Here is an 18,927-nt window from a genome sequence, read left to right on the forward strand (position 1 = left end):
TCCAAAAAAGAGTGGCGTTTTTTATTTTTCATTTGCACTATATTGGGAGTAAACAATAGTTTTCCAGTGGAAAAATAGCCAACTGAAAGGTATAAACATACTTTCAGAAAATACTCAGACGCTTTACAATGAAAGCCACGAATGGATGTATCTATACTTTAAAACGCTCAAGTTGCAGTTAAGTGACCAAATAGGCAATAGGAACATTCATCAATGTGTGACTAATGCGAATGAATGTCATCAACTGTACTGAAACTTACAGTATGAAGAGTATAAATTTTACTTCTACGCAAAGAGACTTTATCTTATCAGTCACTTTTTAATCGGAGAGTTGATTAGAGGTGATGTTACATTCCATCTCAACAATTCGTAATTCAGTTTCCAGCTTGAAATCGGGATAAATATGAGTAAAAGCACCGCTGAGATCCGTCAAGCGTTTCTCGACTTTTTTCATACAAAAGGTCATCAGGTGGTAAGTAGCAGTTCGCTAGTACCAAATAATGACCCAACATTATTGTTCACTAACGCAGGGATGAACCAGTTCAAAGATGTATTTCTTGGTCTGGATAAAAGAGCATATTCCCGAGCGACTACGGCACAAAGATGTGTGCGAGCAGGTGGTAAACATAACGATTTAGAAAACGTTGGCTACACAGCCCGTCACCATACTTTTTTTGAAATGCTCGGTAACTTTAGCTTTGGCGATTACTTCAAACATGATGCGATCAAATTTGCTTGGGAGCTATTAACTGGAAAAGAGTGGTTTAACCTACCAAAAGAGAAATTGTGGGTTACCGTGTATGAAACCGATGATGAAGCCTATGAAATTTGGAACAAAGAAGTCGGAATTCCAGTTGAACGCATTATTCGTATAGGCGACAACAAAGGTGCACCATACGCCTCTGATAACTTCTGGCAGATGGGGGATACTGGTCCTTGTGGCCCATGCACCGAAATTTTCTATGACCATGGTGAGCATATCTGGGGTGGGCCTCCAGGAAGTCCTGAAGAAGACGGCGATCGCTATATTGAAATTTGGAACATCGTCTTCATGCAGTTTAACCGTCAATCAGATGGCACGATGGAACCATTACCTAAGCCATCTGTGGATACCGGTATGGGGCTTGAACGTATTGCGGCTGTATTGCAGCATGTTAACTCTAACTATGATATCGATATTTTCCGCGACCTTATCGCTGCGGCTGCAAAGGCTACAGGTGCTAGCGACCTATCAAATAAATCACTTCGTGTTATTGCTGACCATATTCGCTCTTGTGCATTCCTCGTGAGTGATGGCGTCATCCCATCGAATGAAGGCCGTGGTTATGTATTGCGCCGGATTATTCGCCGTGCTGTACGTCATGGCTATATGCTAGGGGCAAAAGAGACCTTTTTCTACAAGCTGGTTGCTCCACTGATTAAAGTGATGGGATCAGCAGCAGATGAACTTGCTCGTCAACAAGCTATGGTTGAAAAAGTGCTTAAAACGGAAGAGGAGCAATTTGCACGTACATTAGAGCGTGGTCTTCAATTATTAGATGAAGAACTTGCGGCTCTTAAAGGTGACACCTTAGATGGCGAAACTGCGTTCCGTTTATATGATACTTATGGTTTCCCTATCGATCTTACCGCGGATGTTTGCCGTGAGCGTAACATCAAAGTTGATGAAGAAGGCTTTGAGCGCGCAATGGAAGATCAGCGCCGCCGTGCAAGAGAGTCGAGTGGTTTTGGTACCGACTATAATTCGTTAATTAAGGTTGAAAAACACAGCGAATTTTCTGGTTATGCCTATAATGAACAATTAGCCACTATCACTGCTATCTATAAAGATGGCCAGTCAGTAGATTCCCTGAATGCTGGTGAAGAAGGTCTTGTGATCCTTGATAAGACTGCATTCTATGCTGAATCGGGTGGTCAAGTTGGCGATACGGGTGTACTGCGTAATGAGAGTGGTCATTTTACTGTCACTGATACACAAAAATATGGTCAGGCAATTGGTCATATTGGTCAGGTAGAGTCTGGCTCACTAGTCATTAACCACCGTATAGATGCTAAAATTGATGTGAAAAGACGTGATGCAATACGCCTTAATCACTCAGCAACTCACCTGTTGCATGCGGCATTACGCCAAGTACTTGGTGATCATGTATCACAGAAAGGCTCTTTAGTTAACGATAAATATCTCCGCTTTGATTTTTCACACTTTGAAGCAATGACACCTGCACAATTACGCGCAGTGGAAGACATTGTTAACGCACAAATTCGTAAGAACACACCAATTGAAACGGAACTTATGGATTTAGAAAGTGCAAAAGAAAAAGGTGCGATGGCATTATTCGGTGAAAAATACGAAGAACGTGTACGTGTTCTGAGTATGGGCGATTTTTCTATCGAACTTTGTGGTGGGACACATGCAAGCCGTACTGGTGATATCGGTTTATTCCGCATCACCAGTGAATCAGGTACGGCTGCGGGGGTTCGTCGTATTGAAGCTGTCACAGGGGAAGGCGCGATTGAAAGCGTACATAACCAATCTGATCAGTTGAATGCGATAGCTCACCTCTTAAAAGGTGATATGAATAGCTTAGTTGAAAAAGTTAAGTCTGCATTGGAAAAATCTCGCCAATTAGAAAAAGAGATTTTGCAACTAAAAGATCAACAAGCATCCCAAGAAAGTGCTTCACTTAGTAGTAAAGCAAAAGATATTAAAGGGATTAAATTACTTGTTAGCCAATTAAGTAACACTGAACCTAAGCTTTTGAGAACGATGGTTGATGATCTCAAAAATCAGTTGAAATCGGCGATTATCGTGCTTTCAACAACGAGTGGTGATAAAGTCAGTGTAATTGTTGGTGTAACTAATGATTTGACTGCTAAAATAAAAGCGGGTGATTTGATATCATATGTTGCACAGCAAGTCGGTGGTAAAGGTGGTGGGCGCCCAGACATGGCTCAAGCTGGTGGTACGGATGTGAGTGCGTTACCAGCGGCGATGGCCAGTGTAGAAGAGTGGGTTAACTCACGACTATAAGCGCTGATTAGGTTGCCTCATGCACCGTGAGGCAACTTTATCTGTTGCAACGTTGTTAATATGTTGTGGGTAGTGTTATATTTTGTACGTATATAATTAAAATGATTGCCTTGATGGCATCGATGCTTTAGGTGTATATCATTGCTTTACGTTTTCACGGTGTGTGATGGACAATAGCGGGGGAAACCTAGAGACCCGACTCTTTTAATATTTCAAGGAGCAAAGAATGCTTATTCTGACTCGTCGAGTTGGTGAAACACTCATGATAGGCGATGAGGTAACAGTTACTGTACTGGGAGTAAAAGGCAATCAAGTTCGTATTGGTGTCAATGCCCCAAAAGAAGTTTCTGTTCACCGTGAAGAAATTTATCAACGGATCCAGGCTGAAAAGACTCAACCAGATAATCAATAATAATGAATAAGCGTCCATATCTTGAACCACACAGCAAAGATGGACGCTTGTCTTTCATTTGACCTCATTCTTAACCCCACTATATTTTAATTGATTCGGCCTTCAAGCGAGTGGTTTAACTTACCACGATACCAATTTGATGCTTATCGTTGATAACTTCCTCTCTAGCTTCTCAATTTGAACGCAGCGCTGACTATTTTTCGAGAATTCATTTTTCAATTCATCATTTTTTATCGGGTAAAATTTTGTGAAATTACCCCGTGATGAATCCGATTTTCGGTGCTAAACTAATCATCTTGCTTGTGAAATGTGCAAACAGTCATTATAAACCAAAAAGTTTGGAAAAATTGTTTGACTTCTAAAGCTAGGAAAGTAATATGTGCGCCACACAGAGACGAGATGTTCAAAACAAATCGTCTGTGACTAAAAACGGTGAGGTGGCCGAGAGGCTGAAGGCGCTCCCCTGCTAAGGGAGTATGCGGTCAAAAGCTGCATCGAGGGTTCGAATCCCTCCCTCACCGCCATTTTAGATAGCTGCATCCGTAGCTCAGCTGGATAGAGTACTCGGCTACGAACCGAGCGGTCGGAGGTTCGAATCCTCCCGGATGCACCATATTTAACCCTATGAGTAAAACTGGTGGGGTTGGTTTTTAGTTTTTAGCAACTAAAAAAAAGCAGTAGTTATGAAGTGTAGAGTTTGATATTGTAATGCATCCGTAGCTCAGCTGGATAGAGTACTCGGCTACGAACCGAGCGGTCGGAGGTTCGAATCCTCCCGGATGCACCATCTTCAGCTAGTCCTTGTCTAGTGTATCAAAATTTCCTTTATCAAAACGATGGCTAATTATTGAATCAACGATTCAATGAACGAATTAAGCATCCGTAGCTCAGCTGGATAGAGTACTCGGCTACGAACCGAGCGGTCGGAGGTTCGAATCCTCCCGGATGCACCAGAACAAGAAGCTCCTCATAGAGGGGCTTTTTTTTCGTCTATCAATCAGATTTATCATAATTCGATGTTATTCCAAATGCGTATCTTATATAAACCACACATCTAAGCAGCGACAATTTCCTTCATTTACGCTAAAGTAAGCTTCTTACTAAAATAAAATTACATCACAGGCGGGAGGTCGATTTGATCCCGGACGTATCTAAAGCGCTCTCATGGTTAGAGGCGCACCCAGAAGCACTGAATGGTATTCAACGTGGTATCGAACGTGAAACATTACGTGTTACTCCGAAAGGTTCTATTGCTGAAACTTTGCATCCGGAAGAATTGGGGAAAGCATTAACACATAAATGGATCACGACAGATTTTGCTGAGTCTTTACTTGAGTTCATTACACCTGTGGATAAAAGTACTAGGCACAGTTTGGCTTTTCTTAGGGATTTACACCGTTATACGGCTCGTCATCTGCACAATGAAAGGATGTGGCCATTAAGCATGCCTTGTTTTATCGAAAACGAAGATAAAATAACGCTTGCTCAATACGGTACATCGAATGTAGGCCGCTTCAAAAACTTATATCGTGAAGGGCTAAAAAACCGTTATGGCGCATTAATGCAGACCATTGCTGGTGTTCATTATAATTTTTCATTGCCAATTGAATTTTGGCAGGCGTGGGCAGGTGTTAAAGATGCACAGAGCGGTAAAGCGCAAATTTCTGATGGTTATTTACGCCTGATTAGAAACTATTATCGCTTTGGCTGGGTGATCCCTTATTTATTTGGGGCATCTCCTGCTATTTGTGGCTCATTCCTTAAAGATAGAGAGACTAAATTAACCTTTGAAAAGACAGCTACGGGAACGTATTACTTACCTTATGCGACGTCGTTAAGAATGAGTGATTTAGGCTATACGAATAAGTCTCAGAGCGATTTAAACATTACCTTTAATGATTTAGATAGCTATGTGGCTGGTTTGAAAAAAGCGATTTATAAGCCGTCTGAGGAATTTGCCGCGCTAGGTGTGAAAAAAGCAGGTAAGTATATTCAATTGAACACCAATGTGTTGCAGATTGAAAACGAGCTGTATGCCCCCATTCGACCTAAGCGTGTGCCAAAAGGTGATGAGTCACCATCTGATGCATTGTTGCGCGGTGGTATTGAGTACATTGAAGTTCGTGCGTTGGATATTAACCCGTTTAGCGCGATTGGGGTTGATGAGACGCAAACGCGCTTCCTAGACCTGTTTTTGATTTGGTGCGTGTTAGCTGATGCACCAGCAATGAATGCTCAAGAATTAGATTGCAGTCGCCAGAACTGGAACCGCGTGATCCTTGAAGGGCGTAAACCGGGTCAAGTTATCGGTATTGGTTGTGGTAGTGAAATGAAACCATTGGTGGAAGTAGGGCAGCAGTTATTTGATGACTTAATCCGTGTTGCTGAAGTCCTCGATACCTGTTGTGATGCCAAATATCAGGAAGTTTGTCACCAATTTATTTCAATGTTTGAAGATCCAACTCGGACGTATTCTGCATTAGTGATGGATAAAATGGTTGAACAAGGTATTGGTGGCTACGGATTAGAATTAGCTGAAAAATACTATGCGCAATTGGTTAGTGAACCTTACGAAGTGATTACCGAAGCTCAGTTTGAAGCTGCTCGATTAGCTTCCATAGAAAAACAGGCTATGATAGAGAAAGATGAAACTGAAAGCTTTGAGGATTATTTGCGGAGGCATGCAGGGCGCTAAAAGAAAATGGCCACAGCGAAGTGGCCAAATATAAAATCTCTTAGAGAATTAGGGATGATAACAAATTTGCGCGTCTTTCATAGATTAAGACTCAGCGATTGCCAAATAGTTTCATTTATTTTGCAAATAAAATAATTTTTTTTCAGGAGGTCAATAAATGCCGTTATTAGACAGTTTTACTGTAGATCATACGCGTATGGCTGCGCCTGCGGTTCGTGTAGCAAAAACGATGAAAACACCTAGCGGAGACACGATTACCGTTTTCGATCTGCGCTTCACCGTGCCTAACAAGGAAGCCATGTCTGAAAAAGGCACTCATACCCTTGAACATCTATTTGCAGGGTTTATGCGAGACCATCTCAATGGCAATGGTGTTGAGATTATTGATATCTCTCCAATGGGGTGCCGTACTGGGTTTTACATGAGCTTAATTGGTGCACCTGATGAGCAACGTGTTGCCGATGCTTGGAAAAGTGCAATGCAAGATGTATTAAAAGTGCAAGATCAGAATAAGATCCCAGAGCTGAATATTTTTCAGTGTGGCACGTATAAGATGCATTCACTAGACGAAGCTCAACAAATTGCACGCAATGTCCTAGCGTCAGAAATTCGAATTAACAAAAATGATGAACTTGCATTACCGGCTGAAAAGCTGACTGAACTGCATGTTTAAATAACGTTAATGCAACAAACTGCACCTAACTTGTTAGCGAATAACACATTAAGGTGCAGTTTTTTTATTGATGTTTAATGAGCTTCAGATGTAGAAGCATTCGTTGCGATAGGGGTAATTTTGACTTGCTTAATAATATTATCGCTAATGAGCAGGACCTCAACTAAATAGTGTGAAATGACGATTTTTTCTTGCAGCTCAGGGATATCGCCAATCGCTTCTAACACCATACCATTCACTGTTCTCGGCCCATCGACAGGAAGGTGCCAATCAAAGGCTTTGTTCAAGTCACGAATATTTGCCGTACCATCAACGAGTACACTACCATCGCTTTGCGGTAAAACTTCTTCAGACAATGAAGGGGACATCGACGTGGTAAAATCGCCGACGATTTCCTCAAGGATATCTTCAACCGTAATCAGCCCTTGAATCTCACCATACTCATCAACAATGATGCCTATTTTTTCTTTATTATGTTGGAAGTTTATTAGCTGAGTACTTAGTGGCGTACTATTTGGAATAAAGTAGATACTGTCGGCTGCTTTGATCAAATTCTGCTTGGTAAACTCCCGTTTCTCCATCATCAAACGATAGGCTTCACGGACACGCAAAATTCCAATCGCATCATCAAGGGAGTCACGATACAGCACGATGCGGCCATGAGGTGAGTGGGTCAGTTGCCGAATGATAGATTTCCAATCATCATTAACATCAATACCGACGATCTCATTCCTTGGTAGCATAATGTCGCCAACAGTCACTTTTTCAAGATCTAAAATCGACAACAGCATGTCTTGATTTCGTCTGCTGAGTTTAGCTTTTGACTCATTAACGATGGTTCTCAGTTCATCTTTACTGACTGCATCACTGCGTATTACAGGGGGTTTTATGCCACAAAGAAACATAAATAATAATGTTATTTTGTTGAAGGCCCAAACCACTGGCAGCATAATTTTTTGTAGAGGTTTTAAAATATAGCTGCTTGGGAAAGCAATTTTTTCTGGGTATAAAGCCGCGATAGTCTTAGGCATCACTTCAGCAAAGACTAATATCACAAAGGTTAAAATACCCGTGGCAATTGCGACACCCGCATTGCCATATAGGCGCATACCAACAATAGTCGCTAGGGATGAGGCAACAATATTGATTAGGTTATTGCCGATAAGAATCAAACTAATGAGTTTATCGGGGTGACGAAGTAATTTTTCGACACGTTTTGCTGACCGGTTACCTTGTTTGGCAAGGTGCTTTAAGCGGTAGCGATTCAGCGTCATCATACCTGTCTCTGACGCAGAAAAATATGCGGACATGATAATTAAAATGATTAATATAATGATGAGCGTACCGGTAGATACGTGATCCAAAACTAGGTTCCTTATACTGTGTAGATAAGATGATTTTATTCGTCTTAGCGTTAAGATACCAGAATTTGTTGCATCAACCGGTTGCCAAAGAATGCCATTGTTAGAATAAAGGCTCCAGCGACGTGGAAAAATAGAACTCGCTTCCCTCTCCAGCCACCGTGGAAATGGCCCCACAGTAAAATAATATAGACGAACCAAGCGATAACCGATAAGACAGATTTATGGATATTCTCTTTATCAAAGATATTATCCATATAAATAAAGCCTGTGCATAAGGTTAAGGTGAGTAGGATCACACCAACTTGGGTGATATGGAACATTTTGCGCTCAATGACCATCATAGGCGGCATATCTGAACTAAATTTCAGGGTTTTATTCTTTAGTTGAAAGTCTATGAGTGCAACTTGGAATGCATATAGTGCAGCGATTAAGAGTGTCGCATAACTCAGTAACGCTAAACCAATATGAATGAAGAGGGGGACACTGCCTTCTAGGTGGGTGATAAACTCACCGGGCATAATGGTGGATAACATTAAATTGATGACAGCAAAACTATAGACAATCGGCGTCAAATACCAAGCTTTGCCCTTATAAGCCACGACGGTCATAATAATACACATGAGTAAACTCACGGCGGAACCTAAGTTTAATAATGTGAGGTTTTGTCCTTCATCACCACGAAAAATCAGTAACTTTAGCGTTATTGCATGAGTTATCAGTGCAATAACGGCCAATAAAAGGGCTAGTCGGCGATAGACAGGTTGTTTTCGAACCTGGCCGGGTACGATCAGCGATAGGCTGAATAGGTATGTACAAACTGCTATGACTGCAAATACTGGCATAGTATAGTGTCGTTATTCATTTTAAGTGGATTATATTGTGTAGTATAACTCGTGGAGCTGCTGGCTCCAACCATTGGTACAGTTAATAAGCCTCTTCTTAATCGTTAATCGCATGATAAGAGCGCCTCTCACGGAGTATGACTGTTCATTTTATGATTGAAATCTGATTTTACTATTCAGTCAGTCAAATCAATACTAACAGAGTGAAGCGAATAAACGTCAGGTGTGATACACTGTGGCGAAAAATTTCGGCGTTGGTTTCAGTTGTGGCTGTCATCGGTTATGCACCTTTGAAAAATAATGAGTGAGTGTTGTCTAAATTAGCCATTGCGTACTTGTATTTTTAAGTATCAATAACCAGATAGAGTGTTGACAGTAGGCCCATAAACAGAATTGAGTTAAGACATATGTTTGATAATTTAACTGACAGACTATCGCGCACTTTGCGCAACATCAGCGGGCGTGGGCGTCTGACTGATGAGAATATTAAAGATACATTGCGTGAAGTTCGTATGGCTTTGCTGGAGGCAGACGTAGCGCTTCCCGTTGTCCGTGAATTTATTCAAAAAGTAAAAGAAAGCGCTGTTGGCCAAGATGTCAATAAAAGCTTAACTCCAGGTCAAGAGTTCATCAAAATTGTTCAGAATGAACTGACCAAAGCCATGGGTGATGAAAACCATCAACTTAACCTCTCGGCGCAGCCACCAGCGGTTGTCTTGATGGCTGGTTTGCAAGGTGCGGGTAAAACCACAAGCGTTGCAAAACTGGGTAAGCTTTTAAAAGAGAAACAAAAGAAAAAAGTTTTAGTGGTCTCTGCTGACGTTTATCGCCCAGCAGCGATTAAACAGCTAGAGACATTGGCAGAAACGGTTGGTATTGATTTTTTCCCTTCAGATGCCAAAGAAAAACCCGCAGCAATCGTACAGAAAGCTTTAAAACACGCTCAGCTACAGTTCTATGATGTGTTGTTGGTGGATACCGCAGGTCGTTTACACGTTGATGAAGCGATGATGGACGAAATTAAAGAGGTCCATCGCATTATCAATCCTGTAGAAACCCTGTTTGTTGTTGATGCGATGACAGGTCAAGATGCCGCGAATACGGCTAAAGCTTTTAATGAAGCGCTACCGCTTACTGGGGTGGTGTTGACGAAAGTTGATGGTGATGCGCGTGGTGGTGCGGCTTTATCCATTCGCTCAATTACAGGTAAGCCAATCAAATTCTTAGGGGTTGGTGAAAAAACGGATGCTTTAGAACCTTTCCACCCAGAACGTGTAGCGTCCCGTATTTTAGGTATGGGAGATGTGTTATCTCTTATTGAAGAGATCGAACACAAAGTTGACCGCGATCAGGCAGAAAAACTTGCTAAAAAGCTGAAAACAGGTGACGGTTTTGATTTAAATGACTTTTTAAGTCAGTTAAAACAGATGCGCAATATGGGCGGCATGGCGAGTATGATGAGCAAGATACCTGGAATGTCTCAAGTTCCAGATGCTGTTAAGTCGCAAATGGATGATAAAATCACTATCCGAATGGAAGCGATAATCAATTCAATGACGCGTAAAGAACGTGAAAAACCTGAAATTATCAAGGGGTCACGTAAACGTCGTATTGCCGCTGGTTCAGGTACGAGTGTTCAAGAAGTCAACCGCCTTTTGAAGCAATTTGATGATATGCAACGCATGATGAAAAAGATGAAAAAAGGCGGTCTTGCCAAGATGATGCGTGGCATGAAAGGAATGATGCCTCCGGGTTTTCCGGGGCGTTAAGCAACAAAGCTAGAAAGAATATGCACTTTTGATTGATTTTTACGTCAAAGCGAGTAAAATTTTCGGGCTTTTTATATGACAGCCGGACTCTATCCCTCGATGGAGTCTGGTTGTTTTATTAACTAATGAGGATGTTATGGTAACAATTCGTTTATCTCGTGGCGGCGCAAAAAAGCGTCCGTTCTACCAAATCGTTGTAACCGATAGCCGCAATGCGCGTGACGGTCGTTTCATCGAGCGTGTTGGTTTCTTCAACCCAATCGCTTCAGGTCAAGCAGAAGAACTGCGTTTAGACTTGGATCGTGTTGAGCACTGGGTTGGTAAAGGCGCAACTATTTCTGACCGTGTTGCACAACTGGTCAAACAAGCTAAAAAAGCAGCTTAATCTGTCACGGTGGTAACTATGGGCAAGCAAGTAAATCTAGCGACTCCTACTCACCCAATCGTCTTGGGGAAATTAGGCGCTGCATATGGAATTCGTGGTTGGCTCAAAGTTTTTTCCTCCACCGAACATGCTGAAAGTATTTTTGATTATCAGCCTTGGTTTATTCAACGTTCAGGTCAGTGGCAACATGTGGAACTGGAAGATTGGAAACACCATAACAAAGATATCATTATTAAACTTAAAGGGGTCGATGACCGCGATGCAGCAACGTTGTTAACTAATTTTGAAATAGTCGTTGATTCAACGCAACTTCCTGAATTAGATAATGATGAATATTACTGGAAAGACCTTATGGGCTGCCAAGTAGTGACACTGCAAGGTTATGATCTCGGGACCATCACCGATATGATGGAAACCGGTTCTAATGATGTCATTGTGATTAAGGCAAATCTAAAAGATGCATTTGGCATCAAGGAGCGGCTGGTTCCGTTTCTTGATGGGCAGGTTATCAAGAAAGTCGATCTTAAATCTAAACTCATTGAAGTTGATTGGGATCCTGGTTTTTAAATCTCCGGTTGAACGGTTTTAATGAGTGGGACTAAATAATGTGGATTGGTGTAATTAGCCTGTTTCCCGAAATGTTCCGCGCAATAACCGAGTACGGGGTAACTGGTCGGGCAGTGAAAAATGGCCTACTGTCTGTCGAGTGTTGGAATCCACGCGATTTCACTCACGATAAACATAAGACAGTTGATGATCGCCCCTATGGTGGTGGTCCAGGCATGCTGATGATGGTGCAACCTTTAAAGGATGCTATCAACACAGCAAGAACTGAGGCAGGTGAGGGTGCGAAAGTTATTTATCTGTCACCTCAGGGACGCAAACTCAGCCAAGAGGGGGTTTGCGAATTGGCAACGAATGAGAAGCTAATTCTTGTTTGTGGTCGATATGAAGGCATTGATGAGCGAATCATTCAAACCGAAATTGATGAAGAATGGTCAATCGGTGATTATGTTCTCAGTGGTGGGGAACTCCCCGCGATGGTGTTGATTGACTCGGTGTCTCGGTTTATTCCGGGAGTACTTGGTCATCAAGCTTCTGCACAAGAAGACTCTTTTGCAGAGGGACTACTTGATTGTCCACACTATACCCGTCCTGAAGTGTTAGACGGCATGCAAGTACCTGATGTTTTATTATCCGGTAACCATGCAAAGATAGATAGCTGGCGTATGAAACAATCACTTGGCCGTACCTGGCTTAGAAGACCTGAGCTTCTGGAAAGCCTAGCTCTGACTGACGAGCAGAGGATGTTGCTGACTGAATTTCAAAATGAATATTGGTCTGAGCAACAAGTGAATCCAGACAATTAAAATAATTGTCTAACATATATCAGTTTACCTAGGGTAAGAGAATTATTATGAGCAACATTATTAAACAACTTGAACAAGAGCAGATGAAGCAGGACGTACCTTCATTCCGTCAGGGTGATACTGTGGAAGTTAAGGTATGGGTCGTAGAAGGCTCTAAAAAACGTCTGCAGGCATTTGAGGGCGTGGTTATTGCTATTCGTAATCGCGGTCTGCACTCTGCATTCACTGTTCGTAAAATTTCTAACGGCGAAGGTGTTGAGCGTGTATTCCAAACTCACTCTCCAGTCGTAGATAGCATCACTGTTAAACGTCGTGGTGCCGTTCGCAGAGCTAAACTGTACTACCTGCGTGAGCGTTCTGGTAAGGCAGCTCGTATTAAAGAGCGTCTGAACGCCAAGTAATACGCTTTCGCTACATCCGAAAGAATATAAGGCCCGCCCCAGTGCGGGCCTTTATATCTCTGTCATCTTTCGGCCCGTACATTGCTGGTTGCACTCCTTCTGCTATATCAATCCCTCAATATCTCACTTATACACAGCTTACCGGCAACATGGACAGATAAGAGTGATCCTTTTCAACAATCATTAAGGATTCCGATTCTTATTTATTAAGATATTATTAATTTGATCTGTCTCATTTCATACTATTACCAAATTGTAAACTTATGATTACACTCTCTTTCTGTTTGTATGTTTTTTGAGCGTTAATAAAAGAGGTGGATATTTTATTATTTGCTTTTTCAATTGGTTATCTGTGTGTTCATTTTTATTTACATCGCTGTAATTATTTTACATTTTTGGATTGTAATCTTTACGTTCCATGGTATGTTATTAACCAGCACACAAACACAATATATAAACAGTTAAGCAGGTAATAAAAATGATCATGCAAAAAGATGTACTCAATAATGTGAATATTCGTGATGAACAGGTATTAATTACACCTGAGGCTCTAAAACAAAAATTTCCACTGAGTCACAGCAACCTGCATGCCATCGCGGCTTCGCGTAAAGTCATTGCTGATATTATTCATCAACGCGACCCACGCTTACTCGTGGTATGTGGCCCTTGTTCTATTCATGATGTCGATGCGGCTATTGAATACGGTCAACGTTTACAGAAACTTGCTGCTGAATTGAATGACAGTTTATATATTGTGATGCGTGTTTATTTTGAAAAACCTCGTACAACTGTTGGCTGGAAAGGTTTAATTAGCGACCCATTAATGGATGGTTCGTTTGATATGGAAAAAGGCTTACATATTGCTCGCGACTTGCTGACAAACCTTGTTAATATGGGGCTACCTTTGGCGACAGAGGCTTTGGATCCTAATAATCCTCAGTACTTAGGTGATCTTTTCAGTTGGTCTGCCATTGGTGCAAGAACAACAGAATCGCAAACACACCGTGAAATGGCATCGGGTCTATCAATGCCTGTAGGATTTAAAAATGGTACCGACGGTAGCTTATCGACAGCGATTAATGCGATGAAAGCGGCGTCTATGCCTCACCGTTTTATGGGAATTAATCAATCAGGTCAAGTGAGTTTGTTGCATACAAAAGGCAATGAAAATGGACATGTTATTTTGCGTGGCGGTAAAACACCAAACTATAGCCCAGAAGATATTGCTGCCTGTGAAGCTGAAATGCGTAAAGCTGGACTTGAACCGTCATTGATGGTTGATTGTAGCCACGGTAACTCGAATAAAGATTTCAGGCGTCAACCGTTGGTTGTTGACTCTATCATCGAGCAAATTACTCATGGAAATAAGTCAATAACCGGTATTATGTTAGAAAGCCATTTACATGAAGGCAATCAAAGTTCTGAACAGCCACGTAGCGAAATGAAATATGGCGTGTCAGTGACCGATGCTTGCATTGATTGGGAAACAACCGAAACAGTATTGCGTAAGCTCCATCATGCATTGCAGCCAGTGCTTGACGAACGTGCTGAAAAATTTGAAATTGCAAGTTGATACAAGGTATAGGTATGTCTGCTGAATTATCTCATCTGAGAGAACAAATTGATGAGGTTGATAAATCGTTATTAGATTTGTTGGCTAAACGCTTACAACTGGTTGCTGAAGTCGGTGAAGTCAAAAGCCAACATGGTTTGCCTATTTATGTCCCTGAGCGAGAGTCAAGCATGTTGGCTGCTCGCCGCCAAGAAGCAGAACGGATGGGGATACCGCCTGATTTAATAGAAGATATTCTTCGCCGCGTGATGAGAGAATCTTACGCTCGCGAAAATGATAAAGGATTTAAAACCCTGAAACCTGATGCTGGCCCAATTGTGATTGTGGGTGGTGATGGCAAAATGGGGCGCTTGTTTAATCGTTTACTGACACTCTCAGGTTATCAAGTTAAAACGCTGGGTGAACAGGATTGGGCGCAAGCAGAGTCAATTCTTTCTGGTGCTAGCGTTGTTATTATCAGTGTACCGATTCATTTGACAGTACAGGTAATTGAACGACTGCCAAAATTGGATAAAGAAACAGTCCTCATAGATATTGCATCGATTAAAGATAAGCCTTTAAAAGCGATGTTAGCAGCGCATGCAGGACCTGTTTTAGGCTTACACCCCATGTTTGGTCCTGATGTAGGAAGTGTTGCTAAACAAGTATTTGCCTTTTGTGATGGCCGAGATAGCGAGTCTTACCAGTGGTTCCTAGAGCAATTACAGGTTTGGGGAGCCCGCTTGAAAAAGATTACAGCCAGTGATCATGACCGTAATATGAGTTTTATTCAGGCGTTGCGCCATTTTACAACTTTTACGTATGGTCAAAATTTAGCGCAGGAACATGTGGATCTACAGCAGTTGTTAGAGTTGTCATCGCCTATATATCGCTTGGAACTGGCAATGGTTGGGCGTCTATTTGCTCAAGACCCTCAATTGTACGCTGATATTATTATGTCATCTGATGAAAATATTGAATTAATTCGCCGTTACTATCAGTTACTCGGCCAATCTATAGAGATGCTCGAACGTAAAGATAAGGCCGAATTTATTCGACAATTTAATGAAGTAAGCGATTGGTTCGGGGAAGATGCTCACCATTTTATGAAAGAAAGCCAATCGCTGTTGCAAAGAGCCAACGACAACCGCAAGTAGTTTTTAAAAATGGCTCCTATATAAGGAGTCATTTTTATGTGTCGTCAAAAATTCGCCGCAATTTACCTACCTGACCTTTACCATCTACACGTAATTTCACTTATTTTGATTTTTTGTAATTAAAAATACTGCACTCATTTACTTGTATAGTTATTTATATTGCTATTTTTTAATAATATCTGTTTATAGAGTGAATATTTATAAATTAAACGATTTAACTGATAAAGTTAGTGAATAATTTACCGATATTAATTCTCATAAAGTGACAGTTTTATCGGTGAGGAATCTATGTCTTTGAAGGATATGAAAATTAGCGCAAAATTATCCATTGCGTTCGCTTTCTTTATTTTACTTATATTAGTGAGTTCGGCGTTTTCTTTCGTCAGCTTGAACAAAGCCAACAACGGTATTCAAACAATCATCTATAAAGATTATCCAATGACTGTTAGAGCTAATCAGCTAATGGATAATTTTTATTCTTATATTGGCATACAGGAGTTGATACTTCTGGATGATCGAGATAGCGATAGGCGTCGAAATGAACTAAAAAAAATTAGTTCAAACGTCGCCCAGCTTTTGAAGGAATTAGATGAAAACGCAATGGATGAGCCCTCTAAAGAGGGGCTAATTCAGATCCGTGATGTTCGTCAGCGCTTTCTACAATCTCAGGCTCGCTTAAATGAATTCTTAAATAATAACAATCGCAGTGCTGCTATTGATGAGATGATGAATAATACGTCAGCTATTCAACGTGAGTACCGTGAAAGAGTTCAAAACTTCATCGAAGTTCAGAATAGACGCATGCAAGCAGCTGCTGGGGTTGTAGAGAGTAATTATAATTTTAATAAATGGTTATTAGCGACTCTTGTGATTATTAGCATTGCAACAGGCTGTGGTATGGGCTGGTTTATTGCACAATCGATCACACGCCCATTGAGCCAAGCCGTTGGTTTTGCTCAAGCGATAGCATCGGGAGACCTAACACAACATGTTGCAGCCAGATATCGCGATGAAACAGGTATACTATTACAAGCGTTAGTTGAAATGAAAACACGCTTACTTGAGATAGTTAGAGAAGTTCAACATGGCTCCGAGAGTATTTCAGCTGCCGCAGGCCAAATTGTGGCAGGAAACCAAAACCTAGCGGCAAGAACAGAAGAGCAGGCGACATCCGTAGAAGAAACGGCGAGTTCTATGGAGCAAATTACATCCACGGTACAAAATACCGCTGATCATACCCATCAAGCGACGCAGCTTGCGGCAGATACTGCTGTTGCTGTAACCAAAAATGGGCGAATGATGAATCAAGTGACAGAAAAAATGCGGGTTATTCATTCTTCATCAAGCCAGATGACAGATATCATTAATCTCATTGATTCGATCGCATTCCAAACCAATATTCTTGCTTTAAACGCTTCTGTTGAAGCCGCAAGGGCTGGTGAGCATGGGCGTGGTTTTGCCGTTGTTGCAGGTGAAGTGAGACTATTAGCGCAAAAAAGTGCGAATTCAGCGAATGATATTCGAGGCCTTATTGAAAATTCTCTCGCTCAGACGAAGGAAGGCATGGAATTAGTTGAACATGTTGAATCTCAAATTAATGACATGGTTAAAAATGTCGATGAAATCGATCAACGTTTGCAAGAAATAGGCCAAGCAAGCCATGAGCAAAGTTCGGGGATCTTGCAAATCAATAGTGCAGTTGGGCAGCTTGATGCGACAACGCAGCAAAATGCGAGTTTAGTGGAAGAATCCGTTGCCGCAGCGGCGTCACTTAATGAACAAGCATTGCACCTTAAACAATTGGTGAACTATTTCCGTATCGACTATTGCAAATAGATAACATTATTAAATCAAAATAATGGTGTTATTGATGATGTCATTGAAATAGGTTGGTGATGATATAAAGCCAGTGTGTATTGACTGGCTTTATATTTTGCAATGTCACTCGATTATGGCGCGATTTTCTCGGGTTCAACAGGAACGATATTTTCAGAAGGGTAGCAACCAAGAACTTTAATAGAACGTGTAATGGCTGATAACTCTTTTAATGCCTGTTGCATATTCCCAGAACGTAGGTTGGCATGCACATCTATATAAAACATCTCTTCCCAAGGTTTGCCATTGATAGGACGAGACTCGAGCTTACTCATGATAATCTTATTATTTTTTAAGATGATAAGTGCATCAACAAGGGCACCTGCTTGTTGGCCTGTTGTGATAAGTAATGTGGTTTTTGCAGGTACTTGCTCTGTAACTTCAATGGATTGTTGAGCAACGACAATAAAACGCGTCATGTTAATTTGCTGATTAGCTAAATTATGCTCGAGAACCTGTAAACCATACAAGGCACCACCCGCTTCGCTACCGAGCGCTGCAACATGCGGTGAGTTTTGTTGGGCGACATTTTGCATCGCGGTTGAAGTGCTATCACAGTATTCAATTTTCCAATGTGGGAACTGAGCTAAATATTGACTGCATTGTTGGAATGGCTGCGGATGACTATAAACCGTTTCTATTTTACTGAGATCAGTGCCCCCAACGGTAAGCAGGCAGTGATTGATGGGGAGACGAATTTCACCCACAATCGATAATGTGGTGTTTTGCAATAGATCATACACATCATTGATTGCACCTGAGCTAGTATTCTCTATTGGTAAAATACCATAATCGGCTTGGCCACTTTCAACGAGAGAGAAAATATCTTGGAATTTATGGCAACTACACTCAACCAATTGGTCAAAATGACGAGCTGAATATTGGCGTGCAGCAATATGAGAATAAGAACCTTTAGGGCCTAAAAATGCGAAACGCGCAGAGTCATTGGGTGTTAAGTTTAAATATTGCTGCAAGATGGCTTGCTGCGTAAGTACGGAATCTTCAATGATCATTTGAAAGAGACGTGTCACATAAAAACCATCTAACCCTAGTGGTTTAGCTTTATTAATCAACACATCTAATAATTGACGTTCACGTTCTTTATCCCGTATTGGGCGGTTATCTTCTAATTTTGTCTGTGCAACTTCAACGGCATATCCACGCCTTTTGGCTAGGAGTTCGAGAAGTTCGCTGTCCAATTGGCTAATTTTTTTTCGTATCTTCAGTAAATTAGTGCTGTTATCCATCCTACCCGCCCTATAAAACATCGCTGAAACAAAAAAGCCCCCTAATTTAGGGGGCTTGCAAATCTTGTCATCTTTTCTTTCTCAAACGACAAAAGCCCCTAATAGGAGTGGCTAAAGCTAAAGAAAGAAAAGAAAACAAAATTCATATGCATAA

15 protein-coding genes, 4 tRNA genes and 1 other annotated feature (1 of these 20 only partly in view) are annotated in these 18,927 nt (G+C 41.3%); of the genes, 16 read left to right on the forward strand and 3 right to left on the reverse strand.

The window, feature by feature from the left end; translation table 11 throughout:
* Positions 1 to 403: 403 nt before the first annotated feature.
* The 8 genes from alaS (at position 404) to luxS (ending at position 6,811) form a co-directional block, all read left to right on the forward strand.
* Positions 404 to 3,031: an alanine--tRNA ligase gene (gene alaS / locus P2E05_RS04655; protein ID WP_250000060.1), complete on the forward strand. Its 2,628-nt coding sequence runs from the start codon at positions 404 to 406 to the stop codon at positions 3,029 to 3,031.
* Between the two features lie 226 nt (positions 3,032 to 3,257).
* Complete coding sequence (csrA, locus tag P2E05_RS04660; protein WP_004264815.1) at positions 3,258 to 3,443, forward strand: carbon storage regulator CsrA; 186 nt, start codon at positions 3,258 to 3,260, stop codon at positions 3,441 to 3,443.
* Positions 3,444 to 3,874: 431 nt separating this feature from the next.
* Positions 3,875 to 3,967, forward strand: a tRNA-Ser gene (locus P2E05_RS04665).
* A gap of 12 nt (positions 3,968 to 3,979) precedes the next feature.
* Positions 3,980 to 4,056 (forward strand) — tRNA-Arg (locus tag P2E05_RS04670).
* A 97-nt stretch (positions 4,057 to 4,153) separates the two neighbouring features.
* Positions 4,154 to 4,230 (forward strand) — tRNA-Arg (locus P2E05_RS04675).
* Between the two features lie 89 nt (positions 4,231 to 4,319).
* Positions 4,320 to 4,396: transfer RNA gene (locus P2E05_RS04680), tRNA-Arg, on the forward strand.
* Between the two features lie 182 nt (positions 4,397 to 4,578).
* Complete coding sequence (gene gshA, locus P2E05_RS04685; RefSeq protein WP_154625111.1) at positions 4,579 to 6,138, forward strand: glutamate--cysteine ligase; 1,560 nt, start codon at positions 4,579 to 4,581, stop codon at positions 6,136 to 6,138.
* 157 nt (positions 6,139 to 6,295) lie between these two features.
* Complete coding sequence (luxS, locus tag P2E05_RS04690; RefSeq protein WP_154625112.1) at positions 6,296 to 6,811, forward strand: S-ribosylhomocysteine lyase; 516 nt, start codon at positions 6,296 to 6,298, stop codon at positions 6,809 to 6,811.
* 74 nt (positions 6,812 to 6,885) lie between these two features.
* Here the strand turns inward: luxS and P2E05_RS04695 are convergent, their stop codons facing one another.
* Entirely contained in the window at positions 6,886 to 8,175 is a 1,290-nt protein-coding gene (locus P2E05_RS04695) for a CNNM domain-containing protein (protein WP_163860772.1), read from the reverse strand.
* Between the two features lie 50 nt (positions 8,176 to 8,225).
* Positions 8,226 to 9,017: a cytochrome C assembly family protein gene (locus P2E05_RS04700; protein ID WP_154625114.1), complete on the reverse strand. Its 792-nt coding sequence runs from the start codon at positions 9,015 to 9,017 to the stop codon at positions 8,226 to 8,228.
* 407 nt (positions 9,018 to 9,424) lie between these two features.
* Between P2E05_RS04700 and ffh the strand changes: the two genes are divergently transcribed.
* The 8 genes from ffh (at position 9,425) to P2E05_RS04740 (ending at position 17,487) form a co-directional block, all read left to right on the forward strand.
* Positions 9,425 to 10,786 carry a signal recognition particle protein gene (gene ffh, locus P2E05_RS04705; protein WP_154625115.1) on the forward strand — a complete coding sequence of 454 codons (1,362 nt, stop codon included), beginning with the start codon at positions 9,425 to 9,427 and terminating at the stop codon, positions 10,784 to 10,786.
* 136 nt (positions 10,787 to 10,922) lie between these two features.
* Positions 10,923 to 11,171, forward strand: coding sequence for a 30S ribosomal protein S16 (gene rpsP / locus P2E05_RS04710; protein WP_154625116.1), 249 nt, complete (start codon positions 10,923 to 10,925; stop codon positions 11,169 to 11,171).
* A gap of 18 nt (positions 11,172 to 11,189) precedes the next feature.
* The gene (gene rimM, locus P2E05_RS04715; RefSeq protein ID WP_154625117.1) at positions 11,190 to 11,738 is read left to right on the forward strand and encodes a ribosome maturation factor RimM; all 549 of its coding nucleotides are present in this window, start codon (positions 11,190 to 11,192) and stop codon (positions 11,736 to 11,738) included.
* Between the two features lie 38 nt (positions 11,739 to 11,776).
* A complete protein-coding gene (gene trmD / locus P2E05_RS04720; RefSeq protein WP_154625118.1) occupies positions 11,777 to 12,541 on the forward strand; it encodes a tRNA (guanosine(37)-N1)-methyltransferase TrmD in 765 nt (254 codons plus the stop codon).
* A 47-nt stretch (positions 12,542 to 12,588) separates the two neighbouring features.
* Positions 12,589 to 12,942: a 50S ribosomal protein L19 gene (rplS, locus tag P2E05_RS04725; RefSeq protein ID WP_154625119.1), complete on the forward strand. Its 354-nt coding sequence runs from the start codon at positions 12,589 to 12,591 to the stop codon at positions 12,940 to 12,942.
* A 478-nt stretch (positions 12,943 to 13,420) separates the two neighbouring features.
* Complete coding sequence (locus tag P2E05_RS04730; RefSeq protein ID WP_269723313.1) at positions 13,421 to 14,515, forward strand: 3-deoxy-7-phosphoheptulonate synthase; 1,095 nt, start codon at positions 13,421 to 13,423, stop codon at positions 14,513 to 14,515.
* Between the two features lie 14 nt (positions 14,516 to 14,529).
* On the forward strand, positions 14,530 to 15,651 hold the full coding sequence (tyrA, locus tag P2E05_RS04735; RefSeq protein ID WP_272658002.1) for a bifunctional chorismate mutase/prephenate dehydrogenase: 1,122 nt from the start codon (positions 14,530 to 14,532) through the stop codon (positions 15,649 to 15,651).
* Positions 15,652 to 15,939: 288 nt separating this feature from the next.
* Positions 15,940 to 17,487 (forward strand): methyl-accepting chemotaxis protein, encoded by a 1,548-nt coding sequence (locus P2E05_RS04740; RefSeq protein ID WP_154635771.1) that lies wholly within the window; start codon positions 15,940 to 15,942, stop codon positions 17,485 to 17,487.
* A gap of 113 nt (positions 17,488 to 17,600) precedes the next feature.
* Here the strand turns inward: P2E05_RS04740 and pheA are convergent, their stop codons facing one another.
* A complete protein-coding gene (gene pheA, locus P2E05_RS04745) occupies positions 17,601 to 18,773 on the reverse strand; it encodes a bifunctional chorismate mutase/prephenate dehydratase (protein WP_167520911.1) in 1,173 nt (390 codons plus the stop codon).
* 27 nt (positions 18,774 to 18,800) lie between these two features.
* Positions 18,801 to 18,927, reverse strand: a sequence feature (Phe leader region) (it continues 2 nt past the right edge of the window).

Source organism: Providencia stuartii, from assembly GCF_029277985.1.
Taxonomy (GTDB): Bacteria; Pseudomonadota; Gammaproteobacteria; order Enterobacterales; family Enterobacteriaceae; genus Providencia; species Providencia zhejiangensis.